A 15,236-nucleotide genomic window follows, 5' to 3' on the forward strand; every position below is an offset into this window, starting at 1 on the left:
CGTTCGGTGGGTCAGGCGTCGGTGCGGGTTGCCGGCGCGGGCCGGGTGCCGGGCTGCGCCACCTGGCCGTCCGGCGGGCCGGACGGGGTCAGCGCGGCGGCGACGAGCAGACGGACACCGTAGACCACGACGAGGGCGAGCAGACCGACGGCGGCGGCGGTGCCCATGTCGGTGCTGGCGACGTACCCGGTGGCGAAGCCGACCGCGCCGAGGAGGAACGCAAGGGACATCCCCCACGGGTCGGCCCACTGTCGACGCAGCCGCCGGCCGAAGCCGTCCCGGGCCGCTGCTGTCGGGGTGGCCGGCCGGTCCGTGGCGGCGTACGGGGTGGGGGCCGCCGGGGCGGACCAGGCCGTCGCCGGTGGGGCGCTCGGCGTCGGCGGCGCGGGGTGGGCGGTCGACGTGGTGGGCCACGGCGTCGGCACCGGGTCGTCGGTCGGCTGCGGGGCGGCCGGGATGCCCGGCGGGGCCTGCGCCACCCCGGCGGTCGGCCAGGGGTCCGCCGCCGCCGTCGTCGGCCACGGGTCGGCCGCCGCGACGACCGGTGCGGCCGGCGGGGTGGCGGCCACGGTACGCGGAACGTGCTGGGTGGCCGCGGCGTCGGTGCCGGCCCGCAGCACGCTCTGCAACGGCACCTCGCCGCTCGGGTGGGCGTCGCGCCCGAGCAGCCGCAGCAGCACCTCCTGGGCGGTGGGCCGGACCCGGTGGTCCTTGTCCAGGCACTGCCCGATCAGGGTGGCGAGCGGACCGGTGAGCCCGGTCAGGTCCGGCGGCTCGTGCAGGACCCGGTGCATCACCGCGACGACCGGGCCGGTACCGAACGGCGGCTGACCACCCGCCGCGAAGGCGATCGTCCCGGCCCAGGCGAACACGTCGCTGGCCGGGCCGACCTCGTCGTCGCGGAACCGTTCGGGGGCCATGTAGGTGGCGGTGCCCATGATCCGGCTGGTCATCGTCTCGGTGACGTCCAGCGCGCGGGCGATGCCGAAGTCGATCACCCGGGGGCCGTCCGCCGCGAGGATCACGTTGTCCGGCTTCAGGTCGCAGTGCACCACGTCGGACTGGTGGATCGCGGCGAGCGCGGTGGCGGTGCCGACGGCCAGCCGGTGCAGTGCGTTGCCGGCGACCGGCCCCTGCTCGCGGACGTGCCGTTGCAGGGTGACGCCCTCGATGAACTCGCTGACTACGTAGGGCAGCTCACCGTCCACGTCGGCGAAGAGGATCTGGGCGGTGCAGAACGGCGCGACCCGGCGGGCGGCGGCGATCTCCTTGACGAACTGGGCCTTCGCCCGGGGATGCTGGTGCAGGTCCACGTTGATGACTTTGACCGCGACCCACTTGCCCTGCTCGTCGCGGCCCAGGTAGACCACACCCTGACCGCCCGCGCCGAGCCGACCGATCAGCTCGTACGGCCCGGCCTGGCGCGGGTCCCGCGGGTTCAGCGGCGTCACGTCCGGCATCGCTGTCGCTGCCCCTATCGGCCTATGCTCCGGTGCGCTGGTGTCCGCCACCGGCGACCCTGCCGGCGACACGGGTATGGTGCCATGCCCACGCCACCGGGACAGCCCACCCTGGCCGTTCGGTGGAGGGTGGCGGTCCGGCCGGCGGGGCCGGCGACTAACCTTGCGGCCATGCGCCTCTCCGCCCGGGTCGACTACGCACTGCGTGCGGCGGCCGAACTCGCGTCGGTCGCCGATGGCGCGGACTCCGGCCGGTCCCGTCCGGTCACCGCCGAGCAGATCGCCCGGTCGCAGGACATCCCGCCGAAGTTCCTGGAGAGCATCCTGCTCCAGCTGCGCCGGGGTGGCATCGTGCACGCCCAGCGGGGCCCGGAGGGCGGCTACTGGCTGGCCCGGCCGGCGGCGGAGATCTCCCTCGCCGAGGTGATCCGGGTGATCGACGGTCCGTTGGCCCACGTGCGGGGGCAGCGTCCCGAGCAGCTCGGCTACCACGGCGCGGCCCGCGCGTTGCAGGAGGTCTGGATCGCGCTGCGGGCCAGCGAACGGGAGATCCTGGAGCAGGTCACCATCGCCGACGTGGCGGCCGGGGTGCTGCCGGGCCGGATCACCGAGTTGGCCGCCGACCCGCGCGCCTGGAGCTGACACCCCCGGGCCGTACCCGGCCCGCCGGACCTGCCTGCCGCACCGGGCCCGCAGGACCTGCCCACCGCACCCGGTCTGCTGGCGTCTGACCTGGTCTGCGGGGTTCAGGCCGGGGCGTCCCGCTGCGCCGGGCCCGTCCCACCCACCGATCTGGGGGTTGACCGGGGAGCGTCCCGTGCCGCATTCTCGACCAAGTCGATAGGAGATGCCGAAAAGTTCGGAGGGCTCGTGCGCAAGCTTCTGATCCTCGCTCTGGTCGGGTTGGCCGCGCAGCTCGTCGACGGCGCGCTCGGCATGGCGTACGGGCTGACCTCGTCGACCCTGCTGCTCTTCGTCGGGGTCGCCCCGGCCGCCGCCTCGGCGTCGGTGCACCTCGCCGAGATCGGCACCACGCTCGCCGCCGGTGTCGCCCACTGGCGGTTCGGCAACGTCGACTGGCGGGTGGTGACCCGGATCGCCCTGCCCGGCGCGGTCGGCGCGTTCGTCGGGGCCACCTTCCTCAGCTCCATCTCCACCGAGAACGCCGCCCCGTGGATGGCCGGCATCCTGTTCACCCTCGGCGCGTACCTGCTGGTGCGCTTCTCCCGGCCGCTGCGCCAGCGTTCCGGCGCCGGGCGGCTGCGCGGCCGGTTCCTCGGCCCGCTGGGCCTGGTCGCCGGGTTCGTCGACGCCACCGGCGGCGGGGGATGGGGCCCGGTGGCCACCCCGGCACTGCTGGTCTCCGGCCGGATGGAGCCCCGCAAGGTGATCGGTTCGGTGGACACCGCCGAGTTCGTGGTGGCCGGGGCGGCCAGCATCGGCTTCCTGATCGGCCTGGGCAGCGAGGGCTTCCTGCTGCCGACCGTCGCGGCGCTGCTGATCGGCGGCCTGATCGCCGCGCCGGTGGCCGCCTGGCTGGTGCGGATCGTCCCCGCCCAACTGCTGGGCGCGACCATCGGCGGGGTGATCGTGCTGACCAACGCCCGCATCCTGCTCAAGGCCGGTGACGCCGGCTCGACCGTCCGCCCGGTGGTCTACGTGCTGCTCGCCGTGGGCTGGGTGGTCGCCCTGACGTTCGCCGTCCGGGCGCTGCGCCGCACCCGCCGGGCCCGCGCCATCGTCGACGCCGCCGCCACCGCCACCGCCACCACTGCCGTCGCCACCGCCGACACGCCCGCCGTCGGTGCGACGCCGTCGCCGGACACCGCGGCTGCCGTCGTCGGGGCCGGCGCCGTCGCCGGGTCCGCCCCGGCCGGGGCCGACGACGACCGGCTGGCCGTCGTCGAGCGCTGAACCCCGGCAGGGGTACGCCGCCCGCCCCGCTGACCGTCGTACCCCACCGGTGATCCGGCACGGGGGCGGCGACGGTCACCCGGGAAGCGTGCCGCCCGGGGCGGGTCCGGCCGGGGCCGGGTGCCCGGCGAGCAGGTCGGTCGCCGCCGCCGACAGCAGCGCCCAGGCCCGGTCCACGTGCTCCGGCCCGGTCAACGGCGAGCCGACGGCCAGGCGCAGGGTGTACCGCCCGTTGACCCGGGTGTGGGTCAGGTAGACCTGCCCGCTGTCGTTGACCCGGGCCAGCAGCGCCGCGCCGGCCTCGTCACCGGCCCGCAGCCGGAATGTGACCAGGGAGAACGGGTGCGGGGCGGCGAGGGCGAACCGGTCGTCGGCGCGGACCAGGGCGGCGAACCTGTCGGCCAGGGCGATCCCTGCGCGCAGGTGCGCACGCAGTCCCTCGACGCCGTACCAGCGCAGGACGAACCAGAGTTTCAGCGCCCGGAACCGGCGGCCCAGTGGCACCTGCCAGTCCCGGTAGTCGATCACCGCGCCGGATTCGCTCGCCGCGTTGCGCAGGAACTCCGGCATGACGGTCAGCGCCTCGATCAGCTCGCCCCGGTCGGCCACCCAGAAGGCGTCGCAGTCGAATCCGGTGAGCAGCCACTTGTGCGGGTCGAAGCAGTACGAGTCGGCGTGCTCCACCCCGGCGTGCGTCCAGCGCAGCTCGGGGCAGACCGCCGCCGCCCCGGCGTAGGCTGCGTCGACGTGCAGCCACACGCCGTACCGGGCGCAGATCGTGCCGATCTCCGGCAGCGGGTCGACGGCGGTGGTGGAGGTGGTCCCGATGGTCGCCACCACGATGGCGGGCACCACGCCTTCGGCCAGGTCCGCCTCGATCGCCGCGCGTAGCGCCGCCGGCCGCATCGCCTGGGTCGTCGGGTCCACCGCGATGGTCCGGACGCCCGCCTCGCCGAGACCGGCGATGCGGGCCGCCTTCTCGATCGAGGAGTGCCCGTGCGCCGAGGTGTACGCCCGGTAGCGGCGGTCGACGCCGACGTCGCGCCAGCGTCCGCCGCTGGCCCGGTGCAGGGCGGCCAGGGTGGCGACCAGGGTCGCCGAGGAGGCGGAGTCCTGGATGACGCCGCCGCCGGTGCCGGTGGAGCGGAACCGGGCGGGCAGGTCCATCAGGTCGGCCAGCCAGTCCAGCACGACCGTCTCCAGTTCGGTGCCGGCCGGGTTGGTGGCCCAGAGCATGCCCTGGCTGCCCAGACCCGAGCTGACCAGGTCGGCCAGCACGCTGGGACCGCTGGTGTTGGCCGGGAAGTAGCCGAAGAAGCCGGGGTGCTGCCAGTGGGTGACCCGGGGCGCGATGATCGCGTCCAGGTCGGCCAGCATCGCCGCGACCGGCTCGCCGTGCACGGGCGGGCCGGCCGGCAGGGCGGCGGTGACCGTGCCGGGCGGGTCCTGCGGGGTGACCGGGCGTCGGTCCAGCGTCCGCCAGTAGTCGGCGACCCAGTCGACCACCGCGTACCCGGCGCGGCGGAACTCCTCGGGGTCCATGTGCTCAGCCATCCGCCGAGTCGATCAGGTGGGCCGGCCGGGAGCAAGAGCGGGTACGGCTTGTGCGGGCGGAAAGCGTTGTCCTACGATCCGACTGCGCGGAGTCGAACTATGGATGTCGATGCAAAGGCGTCCGTCACCACCGTCAGCGCGGCGTCATCCCGCCGGCCCGGGCAGGCCGGCTTCGCCACCGTGCGCTGACCTCCGCGAAAGGCGTTTTCCGTGCACCTGAGCCCCACCCGTCGTCGCGCCGCGCTGCTCGCCGCCGCCGCGGCCACCACCCTCGCCGCCGGCACCCTCACCGCCGTGACGGCCTCGGCCGCCGCCGCCGGCTGCCGGGTCGACTACAAGATCAGTAGCCAGTGGGGCGGCGGCTTCGGCGCCGACGTCCTCGTCACCAACCTCGGTGACCCGATCAACGGCTGGACGTTGACCTGGTCCTACACCGCCGGCCAGCAGGTCACCCAGGCGTGGAACGCCACTGTCACCCAGTCCGGGGCGCAGGTCAGTGCCAAGGACGCCGGTTACAACGCGGCGCTGGGCACCAACGGCACCGCGAACTTCGGCTTCAACGCGTCGTGGAACAACGCCGGCAACCCGACGCCTGACAGCTTCGCCCTCAACGGCACGACCTGCACCGGCGGCACCGCGCCGACCACCGTGCCCGGAACGACCGCGCCGCCGACCACGCCCCCACCCACCACGCCGCCACCGACCACACCACCCCCGACGACACCGCCGCCGACCACGCCCCCGCCGACCGACCCGCCGGCCGGGGCCAAGCAGATGGAGGATCTCGACCGGGGGCTGATCAGCGTCCGCTCCGGCAACGGGAACCTGGTCTCCTGGCGGCTGCTGGGCACCGAGACCGCCGGGGTGTCGTTCAACCTCTACCGGGGCTCCACCAGGGTCAACGCCGCACCGATCACCGGCGCCACCAACTACCTGGACAGCGGGGCGGCGGCCGGCTCGGCGTACACCGTGCGGGCCGTGGTGGGCGGTGCCGAGCAGGCGGCGTCCGCGCCCGCCCTCCAGTTCGCCAACGGCTACCTGGACGTGCCGATCCAGCCGCCGGCCGGCGGCACCACCCCGGCCGGGGAGGCGTACAGCTACTCGGCCAACGACGCCAGCGTCGGTGACCTCGACGGCGACGGCGACTACGAGATCGTGCTCAAGTGGGACCCGTCCAACGCCAAGGACAACAGCCAGTCCGGCTACACCGGCAACGTCTACGTCGACGCGTACACCCTCACCGGCAGCCGGTTGTGGCGCATCGACCTGGGCCGCAACATCCGTGCCGGGGCCCACTACACCCAGTTCCAGGTGTACGACTACGACGGCGACGGCAAGGCCGAGGTGGCCATGAAGACCGCCGACGGCACCCGCTCCGGCACCGGTCAGCTGATCGGCTCGTCGTCGGCGGACTACCGCAACTCCAGCGGCTACGTGCTGTCCGGCCCCGAGTACCTGACCATGTTCAACGGGCAGACCGGCGCGATCGCCTCCACCGTCAACTACGACCCGCCGCGCGGCACCGTCTCCTCCTGGGGCGACTCGTACGGCAACCGGGTCGACCGGTTCCTCGCCGGCACCGCCTACCTGGACGGTCAGCGGCCGTCCCTGATCATGGCGCGCGGCTACTACACCCGCGCGGTCATCGCCGCCTGGGACTTCCGCAACGGCACGCTGACCAAGCGGTGGACGTTCGACTCCAACGCCTCCGGCAACTCCGCCGCCGCCGGCCAGGGCAACCACCAGCTCTCGGTGGCCGACGTCGACGCCGACGGCCGCCAGGAGATCGTGTACGGCGCGGCCACCATCGACGACAACGGCCGGTTGCTCTACTCGACCGGCAACGGTCACGGCGACGCCCTGCACGTCGGTGACCTGGACCCGAGCCGTTCCGGCCTGGAGGTCTTCAAGGTCGACGAGGACGCCAGCAAGCCCAGCTCCTGGTTCGCCGACGCGCGCACCGGCCAGATCATCTGGAAGACCGCGGCCAACGGCGACAACGGCCGGGGCGTCTCGGCGGACATCTGGGCCGGCAGCCCCGGTGCCGAGTCGTGGTCGTCGGCGGTCGACGGGCTGGCCAACACCCGGGGGCAGAACATCGGCCGCAAGCCGTCGTCGGCGAACTTCCTCGCCTGGTGGGACGGCGACCCGGTACGGGAACTCCTCGACGCCACCAAGATCGACAAGTACGGCACCGGCGGCGAGACCCGGCTGCTCACCGGCAGCGACGTGGCCTCCAACAACGGCACCAAGTCGACCCCGGCGCTGTCCGGCGACATCCTCGGCGACTGGCGCGAGGAGGTGATCTGGCGCACCAGCGACAGCCGGGCGCTGCGGATCTACAGCACGCCCACGCCGACCAGCACCCGGATCTACACGCTGATGCACGACGCCCAGTACCGCGCGGCGATCGCCTGGCAGAACACCGCCTACAACCAGCCGCCGCACCCGGGCTTCTTCATCGGTGACGGCATGTCCACCCCGCCCACGCCCAACATCTACCTGCGTTGACGGTGCGGGCCCGGCGCTGGCCGGGCCCCACAAAGCAGGCACCGGGTCGCCAGCCGCGGAATCCGCTCAGCTGGCGACCCGGTGCACCACACCGCAGCACCCCCGACCCGTCCCGACCGGGAGTGCCGTACCACCACCGGTAATAAAGTTAGAGGTCGTCCGCAACGGTGGGGTGACGTCGCTATGAAGAGCGTGTTTCAGACGCCCCGGGAGAGCCCGCCGACCACCTTCTCGGCCACCAGCTCGAACGAGCGCACCCGGTCGGCCACGTCGTACACCATGGTGGTGAGCATCAGCTCGTTCGCGCCGGTGCGGGCCAGCAGCTCGGTGAGCTGCCGGCGGACCGTCTCCGGCGAGCCCATCGCCTGCCCGTCGCGGCGCTGCAGCACGAACTCCCGCTCCAACTCCGTGTACGGGTACCGGGCGGCGTCCTCGGGGCTGGACAGCGGCTCCGGCCGCCCCGAGCGCAGCTTGAGGAACGACAGGCCGGCCGGCCCGGACAGCCACTCGGCCCGCTCGTCGGTGTCGGCGCAGACCACGTTCACCGCCACCATCGCGTACGGCTCGGTCAGCCAGCGCGACGGCCGGAAACTCTGCCGGTAGAGCTGGAGCGCGGGCAGCGTGTGCTGGGAGCTGAAGTGGTGCGCGAACGAGAACGGCAATCCGAGCAGCCCGGCGAGCTGGGCGCTGAACCCGCTGGAGCCGAGCAGCCAGACGGCGGGGGACTGGCCCAGCCCCGGGCTGGCGGTGATCGCGCCCGGGTCGTCGCCGCTGAAGTAGTTCATCAGGTCGGCCAGCTCCCGGGGGAAGCCCTCCGCCGACAGCCCCTCCATGGTCCGCCGCAGCGCCAGCGCGGTGCGCTGGTCGGTGCCGGGGGCCCGGCCGATGCCCAGGTCGATCCGGCCCGGGTGCAGCGCCTCCAGGGTGCCGAACTGTTCGGCGACCACCAGCGGCGCGTGGTTGGGCAGCATCACCCCGCCCGAGCCCAGGCGGATCGTGGTGGTGTGCGCCGCCAGGTGGGCGAGCAGCACCGCCGGCGCGGAGCTGGCGATCGCCGGCATGTTGTGGTGCTCGGCCACCCAGAACCGGCGGTAGCCCAGTTCCTCGGTCCGCCGGGCCAGCTCGGTGGTGTGCCCGAGTGCCTCGGAGGCGGTGGCCCCGGCGGCGACCGGAGCAAGATCAAGAACAGACAACGGTACGTCGATCACGCCTGTTCCCAACCCGCCCCGGCCCGGACTTGTTCCCTGGTCGGGCCCGGTCCGTGGTCCGGGGGCCATGCCCGGCCCGGCCGGCCCGGGTTCAGGGGAGTCGCACACCGCACCATCAGCGATGTCGCGGCATCCGGCTCTGCGGATACCGCAACACCGCTGCCATTGAGTCGATCTCGGCGGGCGGGCGGACCGTTGGCCGGCCGGCCAACGGGCGGTGGCCGGTGGGCGACGGGCGTCAGCCCCGGCCGCGGGCCTGCTCGAAGATCAGGCTGGTCTGGGTGTGCTGCACCGCCGGGTCCACCGCCAACTGGTCCAGGACGAAGTCGCGCAGCGCGTCACCCGACGCCGCCCGGACGTGCAGCACGTAGTCCTCCGCGCCCGCCACGTGGAACACCGACACCACCCCGGGCAGCCGTACCGAACGGGCCCGGAAGGCGTCCACCGCGGCCCGCTCGTGCGCGGTCAGCCGGACCGACACCAGCGCCTGCAACGGCAACCCCACCGCCGCCGGGTCCACCTCGGCGTGGAAGCCCCGGATCGCCCCGCAGTCCCGCAGCGCCCGGGTCCGGGTCAGGCAGGTCGACGGGGCCACCCCCACCCGTTCGGCGAGAGCGTTGTTCGGCAGCCGGCCGTCGGCGGCCAGTTCGGCCAGGATCGCGCGGTCGACGTCGTCCAGGGTGGCGAAGGGTCGTACATCGTTCGGTGCGGAGGGCATCCCCGCATCCTTCCGCGAATCCGAGCACAGGAAAAGTTGCCTCGCCAGAATATCGTTCGAAAGTCTTGCCTGTCGTCATGCTGATGTTCGAGGCTTCCGGCATGACGGCGGCTACGGCATGAATCCCACCACCAGCGTCGGAACGACCCTCGACGACACGTCCGTGGACACCCGGGCCGTGCATGCCGGCCGGGAGGAACTCGCCGCCCTCGGGGTGCACGTACCGCCGATCGACCTGTCCACCACCAACCCGCTGCCGTCGGTCGAGGCCGGCGGCGCGGCCTACGAACTGCTCGCCACCGGCGGCACCCTCCCGCCCGGCGACAGCGCCGTCTACCAGCGGCTGTGGAATCCCACCGTGGCCCGCTTCGAGACCGCGCTGGCCGCCCTCGAAGGCACTCCGGCGGCGGTCGCCTTCGCCAGCGGCATGGCCGCGCTCACCGCGGCCCTGCTCGCGGCCACCCGGGACGGTCGCCGGCACGTCGTCGCCGTCCGTCCCCTCTACGGGGGCACCGACCACGTGCTCGCCACCGGCCTGCTCGGCACCGAGGTCAGTTGGGCCCGTCCCGACGAGGTCGCCGACGCCGTACGGGCCGACACCGGCCTGGTCGTCGTGGAGACCCCGGCCAACCCCACCCTCGACCTCGTCGACATCGCCGCCCTGGCCGCAGCCGTGGGCGACGTCCCGCTGCTGGTCGACAACACCGTCGCCACCCCCGTGCTCCAACAGCCGGCCCGGCACGGCGCCGCGCTCGTCCTGCACAGCGCCACCAAGAGCATCGGCGGGCACGGCGACGTACTCGCCGGGGTGGTGGCCTGCGACGCCGGCTGGGCCGCCCGGTTGCGCCAGGTGCGCGCGGTCACCGGCGCGGTGCTGCACCCGCTCGGCGCGTACCTGCTGCACCGGGGCCTGCAGACGTTGCCGCTGCGGGTCCGCGCACAGCAGGCCGGCGCGGAGAAGCTGGCCCTGCGGCTCGCCGGGCATCCCGCCGTCGCGCGGGTCCACCACCCCTCGGTGCACGACCCGGCCGGGCTGGTCGGCCGGCAGCTCGCCGGCACCGGAAGCCTGCTCGCCTTCGAGGTACGCGGTGGCGCGGCGGCCGCCGCCCGGGTCGCCGGGGCCTGCCGGCTGATCACCCACGCGGTGTCGCTGGGCGGGGTGGACACCCTGATCCAGCATCCCGCCTCGCTGACCCACCGGCCGGTGGCCGGGGAGGCGAAGCCGGGCGACGGGCTGCTGCGGATCTCGGTCGGCCTGGAGGACCCCGAAGACCTGTGGACCGACCTGGCCCGCGCGCTCGCGGCGGGGTGAGCGTCCGTTACGGCGGCCGGCCCCGCTGGCGAGTCAGTGCTTGGGGCCGACGTGGCCGTCCAGGGTGGCGACCGCCGTCCGCCGTGCCACCGACAGGCAGTTGCGGCGGTTCATCGTCCAGGCGACACCGAGCAGGTCGAGCGCCCACCGGCAGAGGCCCATGATGTGGGTGGACTCGTTGCTGAAGTGGTAGCGCGGGTAGACGTACGGTCGACCCCGCACGGTCACCCGGTTGTCCACCCGGCAGCCGTCGGAGTGGAACAGACCCCGCAGGAAGTCGCCCGGCCGGCGCTGGACGATCTCGCGTTGCCAGTCGGCCAGGCCGATCCGGCGTTCGTGCTTGCGGCCGGGCCCGTGCTGGGGAAACAGGCACGGCCAGTGCCGGCCGTAGCTCTGCACGCCCACGCAGCCCTGTTTGCGCACCCGCTGCACCGTCGTGGCGAGCACGGCCCGCATGGCCAGGTCGCACGCGTCGACCAGCCCCGGCCAGGCGGCGGCACAGTAGATCCGCAGCACGGGCACCCGGGCCGTCGTCACCAGGTGGCCGTCGCCGAGGTACAGGCCGAGGAGATAGGCGTACGCCGCCGGGTCGGCGGGACCGTCGAGCCCGTCCCGGCACCGGAAGCACCGCAGCTCGGTGCCCTGCTGCCGCGCCTCGGGACGGTCGTTGCACCAGTGCCAGACGGTGCGGTAGGGAAGGCCGACGGCACGTGCCGCGTCGGCGACCGAACCGCCGGCGCGGTGCACCTGCCGGGCGCGGGCCCGGATCTCTGGGGGATGCACCGGGGCATCATCGAACAGGTGTGTGACAAGGTGCCGGGAGCGGGACTCGAACCCGCACGCCTGTTAAGGCAAATGCTTTTGAGGCATTCATGTCTGCCGATTCCATCATCCCGGCGTCACCCCGAGGGGCGCGTGGCTCACTGTACCCGACTAGGCTCATGCGGGAGCATGGGTGGTAGCCGGTGTGGGATCGATGGTGGGGGTAGGGCTGGTGGCCGAGACGCAGACGGATGCCGAGCGCAGGCGGGTGCTGATCGCCGAGGACGAGGCGCTCATCCGACTGGACCTGGCCGAGATGCTGGTCGAGGAGGGTTACGAGGTCGTCGGCGAGGCCGGTGACGGCGAGACCGCCGTCCGGTTGGCCGAGGAGCTCAAGCCTGACCTCGTCATCCTCGACATCAAGATGCCGATCATGGACGGCCTGGCCGCCGCCGAGCGGATCGCCGGCGCCCGGATCGCCCCGGTGATCATCCTGACCGCGTTCAGCCAGCGTGACCTGGTGGAACGGGCGCGGGCCGCCGGTGCGATGGCCTACCTGGTCAAGCCGTTCCAGAAGAGCGACCTGGTGCCGGCGGTGGAGATCGCGCTGTCCCGCTACTCCGAGATCGCCGCCCTGGAGTCCGAGGTGGCCGGCCTCACCGACCGGCTGGAGATCCGCAAGACCGTCGAACGCGCCAAGGGCGCGCTGATGACGACGTACGGGATGACCGAGCCGCAGGCGTTCAAGTGGATCCAGCGCACCGCGATGGACCACCGGATGACCATGAAGGAGGTCGCCGAGCGGATCCTCGCCGAGACCGCCGGTGGCGAGATCGCCGAGCAGCCCACCTCCTGACCCGTCGGCGCACCGGTCGCCGATCGGTCCGTCTTTCCTCCCCGCCCGGCGGCCCACCCTGTCCGGTCGACGCGGCGGCCCGCTCCGAACCGGCGGACGAATCCGCCCCGACGGTCGTCCGGCTCCGTCCTGACGTCGACCGGTGAAGGCGCGGTCCGTCACATACCGGTGACCACCGGGAGCAACAGGGCGCACCACGGCGTACCGGTCGGCCGGTGGCCGCCGCCCCCGATCGCCCGGCTCCCGTCTCCGGACCGGTCGGGCCGGCCGCCGGTCGGGCGGCCCGACCCGCCCCCCACGGCGGGGGTCCGCTGCCTAGCATCGATGCATGTCTGCCCGGCGCGTGCTCGTGGTGTGCGCTCTGTTGGTCCTGCTGGTCGCCGGCTGCGACCGGCCCGGAACCGGAAACGACGAGGCTGGCCCGGGTGGCGGCCGGTCGGCGCCGGTCGAGCCGGCCTGGCGGGAGGCGACCCTGCCGGTGCCGCCCGGTCCGGCCGGCCGGCTGGTGCTGCGCGACGCGGTCTCCTGCGCCGGGGTCTGGTTCCTGGTCGGCGGGGTCGTCGACGCCGTCGGTGGGAGCCGCCCGGCTGCCTGGTCCAGCGCGGACGGTGCCACCTGGGTGCCGGTGCCGGTCGCGGCCAGCACGTTCTACGGCCGGCAGCACGTGCTCTACGCGGCGGCCTGCGCCGGGGACCGGGTGGCGGCGCTGGGTGCCAAGAACGGTGGGGTGCACGGCAACCCGCGTACCGGGACCTGGGTCCGCGACGGTGCCGGCCCGTTGCGGGAGGTGCCGGCGGCGTTCGAGCTGTTCGGCGGCCCCCGCGCGGTCAGCGTGGCCGGGCTGGCGGCCGGTGCCGGGGGCTGGTTGATCGCGGGTGCCCGGGCCGACGGCGCGGCGGTCTGGACGTCGCCGGACGCGGGCGGGTTCACCCTGGCCGAGGGGCTGCCGGAGCTGGCCGGCGACGCCCGGGGGCGGACGGCGGCGTACGACGCGGTGGCGCTGCCGGCGGGTTGGCTGGTGGTCGGGTCGCTGCTGCCGGCGGCTGGGTCGGCGCTGCGGCCGATGGCGTGGACCTCGGTCGACGGGCGCTCCTTTCGGCGGGCGGAGCTGCCGGTGCAGGACGGTCGGGGGCGGGCGGAGCGGGTGGTGCTGCGCGACGGCGTACCGGTGGTGGTGGGGGCGGTTTCCGACGGTTTCGCCGTGTGGCGGGCCGACGACGGGGTGCGGTGGCGGCGGGTCGGCGGGTTCGGGGCGACCGGGCCGGGCGTGCTGTCGGTGGTGGGGCTGACCGTGGTGGGTGGCGCGCTGGTGGCGGTCACCGGTGACGGTGCCGGTCGCGCTGCGTGGGTGTCGACCGACGGTGGGGTGTCGTGGCGCTCCGTCCTGGTGCCGCTGACGGTGGTCGATGGCGGTGACACCGCCCTGACGGTGGCCGGCGGCGATGATCGACTGCTGTTGCTGGCCGACGACGGCAGGGGCTCCCATGCCTGGTGGGGGCGGGTTTGAGTGGCTATAGGCGGGGGTGGTTGCCGGCGGCGTCCCGCACCTTCGAATAGAAAGTGAAGATCTCTCGGAACTGACGGTTCTTACAGCGATCGTTTCGAATCCGCCACGGCGTGTAACGGTTCGATCAACCCCGCTTGCTGGGGCTTACGTCGCAGCTTCCTGGTGGGATAACGTCCCGGCCCAGACCGGCGACGACGGTCTGGTTCGTCCGCCCCCGCAAGGGCCAATAGGCAGCGGGTGGTTCGGACCATGCGACGGAGGAGGGTTCCGGCCTTGAGGCAGAAGCTCGCACGCGTGATCGGTGGAGTCGCCATGCTGGCGCTCGTCGCCGGCGGCACCGCTTGCTCCAGCGGCAGCGACGACGAGGCGTCCGGTGGAGACGGCTGCGGCAGCAAGATCGCGTTCTTCGGCGCGCTGACCGGCAGCTCGGCGGCGCTGGGCATCAACGAGAAGAACGGCGTCAAGCTCGCCGTCGAGAAATACAACAAGGAGAACGCCGACTGCAAGGTCGAGCTGTCCGAGCTCGACTCGCAGGGCAGCCCGGACCAGGCCCCCGGTCTGGCCCAGAAGGCCATCGACGACACCAAGCTCCTGGGCATCGTCGGCCCGGCCTACTCGGGTGAGTCCGAGGCCGCCGGCCCGCTGTTCAACGAGGCCGGCCTGGTCACCATCACCCCCTCCGCCACCCGTCCCAGCCTCGCCCAGCAGGGCTGGAAGACCTTCTTCCGCGCGGTCGGCAACGACCTGAGCCAGGGCCCGGCGGCCGGCACCTACATCAAGAACGTGATGAAGGCCGACAAGGTCTACGTCATCGACGACCAGTCCGCCTACGGCGCGGGCCTGGCCGACGAGGTCAAGAAGGTCCTCGGCAGCGCGGTCGTCGGCTCGGACAAGGTCCAGGGCGAGGGCAAGCAGACCGAGTTCTCCGGCGTGGTCACCAAGGTCAAGGCGGCCGGCGTCAAGGCCGTCTTCTTCGGCGGTTACTACCAGGAGGCCGGTCTGATCCGCAAGCAGCTCACCGCTGCCGGCGTCACCGCCCCGCTGGTCGTCGGTGACGGCTCCAACGACCCGGCGTACATCACCACCGCCGGTGCCGCCGCCGCCGAGGGCACCATCCTCACCTGCCCGTGCGCGCCGGCCGCCGAGGCCCGTGGCACGTTCGTCGAGGAGTTCAAGGCGCTCAACGGGGCCGACCCGGGCACCTACAGCGACACCGCCTACGACGCCGCGAACATCCTGCTCGCCGGCATCAAGGCCAAGAAGACCACCCGGGCCGACCTGCTGGAGTTCGTGAAGAGCTACAACGGCGAGGGTGTCGCGTCGAGCTACAAGTTCGTCGAGGGTGGCGAGCTGGACCCGGCGCAGGTCAAGGTGTGGGCGTTCAAGGTGCAGGGCGGCAAGGTCGTCCCCGACCAGGAGATCCCGAAGTCCTGA

The 15,236-nt window shown here is 73.4% G+C and carries 12 protein-coding genes and 1 tRNA gene; 7 read left to right on the top strand and 6 right to left on the bottom strand.

Annotated elements, in window-relative coordinates; all coding sequences use genetic code 11:
• Positions 1 to 11: 11 nt before the first annotated feature.
• On the bottom strand, positions 12 to 1,460 hold the full coding sequence (locus tag ACN265_RS07870; protein WP_421406563.1) for a serine/threonine-protein kinase: 1,449 nt from the start codon (positions 1,458 to 1,460) through the stop codon (positions 12 to 14).
• Positions 1,461 to 1,631: 171 nt separating this feature from the next.
• Between ACN265_RS07870 and ACN265_RS07875 the strand changes: the two genes are divergently transcribed.
• Together ACN265_RS07875 and ACN265_RS07880 are read left to right on the top strand one after the other, a co-directional pair.
• Positions 1,632 to 2,102: an RrF2 family transcriptional regulator gene (locus ACN265_RS07875; protein WP_204926036.1), complete on the top strand. Its 471-nt coding sequence runs from the start codon at positions 1,632 to 1,634 to the stop codon at positions 2,100 to 2,102.
• 228 nt (positions 2,103 to 2,330) lie between these two features.
• The gene (locus ACN265_RS07880) at positions 2,331 to 3,374 is read left to right on the top strand and encodes a sulfite exporter TauE/SafE family protein (RefSeq protein ID WP_421406564.1); all 1,044 of its coding nucleotides are present in this window, start codon (positions 2,331 to 2,333) and stop codon (positions 3,372 to 3,374) included.
• Positions 3,375 to 3,449: 75 nt separating this feature from the next.
• On the opposite strand, the gene ACN265_RS07885 is transcribed toward ACN265_RS07880, so the two are convergent.
• Positions 3,450 to 4,928 (bottom strand): pyridoxal-dependent decarboxylase, encoded by a 1,479-nt coding sequence (locus ACN265_RS07885; protein WP_421406565.1) that lies wholly within the window; start codon positions 4,926 to 4,928, stop codon positions 3,450 to 3,452.
• A 210-nt stretch (positions 4,929 to 5,138) separates the two neighbouring features.
• Here ACN265_RS07885 and ACN265_RS07890 point away from each other — a divergent pair, with 210 nt between their 5' ends.
• Positions 5,139 to 7,439 (top strand): cellulose binding domain-containing protein, encoded by a 2,301-nt coding sequence (locus ACN265_RS07890; protein WP_420118740.1) that lies wholly within the window; start codon positions 5,139 to 5,141, stop codon positions 7,437 to 7,439.
• A 197-nt stretch (positions 7,440 to 7,636) separates the two neighbouring features.
• Here the strand turns inward: ACN265_RS07890 and ACN265_RS07895 are convergent, their stop codons facing one another.
• On the bottom strand, positions 7,637 to 8,647 hold the full coding sequence (locus ACN265_RS07895; protein ID WP_421406567.1) for an LLM class flavin-dependent oxidoreductase: 1,011 nt from the start codon (positions 8,645 to 8,647) through the stop codon (positions 7,637 to 7,639).
• 238 nt (positions 8,648 to 8,885) lie between these two features.
• Positions 8,886 to 9,365 carry an Lrp/AsnC family transcriptional regulator gene (locus tag ACN265_RS07900; protein ID WP_145920916.1) on the bottom strand — a complete coding sequence of 160 codons (480 nt, stop codon included), beginning with the start codon at positions 9,363 to 9,365 and terminating at the stop codon, positions 8,886 to 8,888.
• Positions 9,366 to 9,483: 118 nt separating this feature from the next.
• On the opposite strand from ACN265_RS07900, the gene ACN265_RS07905 reads away from it, so the two are divergent.
• A complete protein-coding gene (locus tag ACN265_RS07905; RefSeq protein WP_421406568.1) occupies positions 9,484 to 10,677 on the top strand; it encodes a trans-sulfuration enzyme family protein in 1,194 nt (397 codons plus the stop codon).
• A 33-nt stretch (positions 10,678 to 10,710) separates the two neighbouring features.
• Here ACN265_RS07905 and ACN265_RS07910 read toward each other — a convergent pair whose 3' ends face one another.
• Both ACN265_RS07910 and ACN265_RS07915 read right to left on the bottom strand, forming a co-directional pair.
• Positions 10,711 to 11,460: a transcriptional regulator gene (locus ACN265_RS07910; RefSeq protein WP_357931292.1), complete on the bottom strand. Its 750-nt coding sequence runs from the start codon at positions 11,458 to 11,460 to the stop codon at positions 10,711 to 10,713.
• Between the two features lie 31 nt (positions 11,461 to 11,491).
• Positions 11,492 to 11,575 (bottom strand) — tRNA-Leu (locus ACN265_RS07915).
• Between the two features lie 96 nt (positions 11,576 to 11,671).
• On the opposite strand from ACN265_RS07915, the gene ACN265_RS07920 reads away from it, so the two are divergent.
• From ACN265_RS07920 to ACN265_RS07930, 3 genes are all read left to right on the top strand, one after another.
• Complete coding sequence (locus ACN265_RS07920; RefSeq protein WP_088643111.1) at positions 11,672 to 12,295, top strand: ANTAR domain-containing response regulator; 624 nt, start codon at positions 11,672 to 11,674, stop codon at positions 12,293 to 12,295.
• A gap of 328 nt (positions 12,296 to 12,623) precedes the next feature.
• Positions 12,624 to 13,802 carry a hypothetical protein gene (locus ACN265_RS07925; protein WP_421406569.1) on the top strand — a complete coding sequence of 393 codons (1,179 nt, stop codon included), beginning with the start codon at positions 12,624 to 12,626 and terminating at the stop codon, positions 13,800 to 13,802.
• 273 nt (positions 13,803 to 14,075) lie between these two features.
• Complete coding sequence (locus ACN265_RS07930; RefSeq protein ID WP_204926043.1) at positions 14,076 to 15,236, top strand: branched-chain amino acid ABC transporter substrate-binding protein; 1,161 nt, start codon at positions 14,076 to 14,078, stop codon at positions 15,234 to 15,236.

The organism is Micromonospora sp. WMMD730 (genome assembly GCF_049178955.1).
GTDB classification, from domain to species: Bacteria; Actinomycetota; Actinomycetes; order Mycobacteriales; family Micromonosporaceae; genus Micromonospora; species Micromonospora wenchangensis.

Bases quoted from the DNA above. Each gene is read 5' to 3' on its own strand.
- ACN265_RS07885 (WP_421406565.1), bottom strand. From the start codon at position 4,928: ATGGCTGAGCACATGGACCCCGAGGAGTTCCGCCGCGCCGGGTACGCG.
- ACN265_RS07900 (WP_145920916.1), bottom strand. From the start codon at position 9,365: ATGCCCTCCGCACCGAACGATGTACGACCCTTCGCCACCCTGGACGAC.
- ACN265_RS07875 (WP_204926036.1), top strand. From the start codon at position 1,632: ATGCGCCTCTCCGCCCGGGTCGACTACGCACTGCGTGCGGCGGCCGAA.
- ACN265_RS07870 (WP_421406563.1), bottom strand. From the start codon at position 1,460: ATGCCGGACGTGACGCCGCTGAACCCGCGGGACCCGCGCCAGGCCGGG.
- ACN265_RS07905 (WP_421406568.1), top strand. From the start codon at position 9,484: ATGAATCCCACCACCAGCGTCGGAACGACCCTCGACGACACGTCCGTG.
- ACN265_RS07925 (WP_421406569.1), top strand. From the start codon at position 12,624: ATGTCTGCCCGGCGCGTGCTCGTGGTGTGCGCTCTGTTGGTCCTGCTG.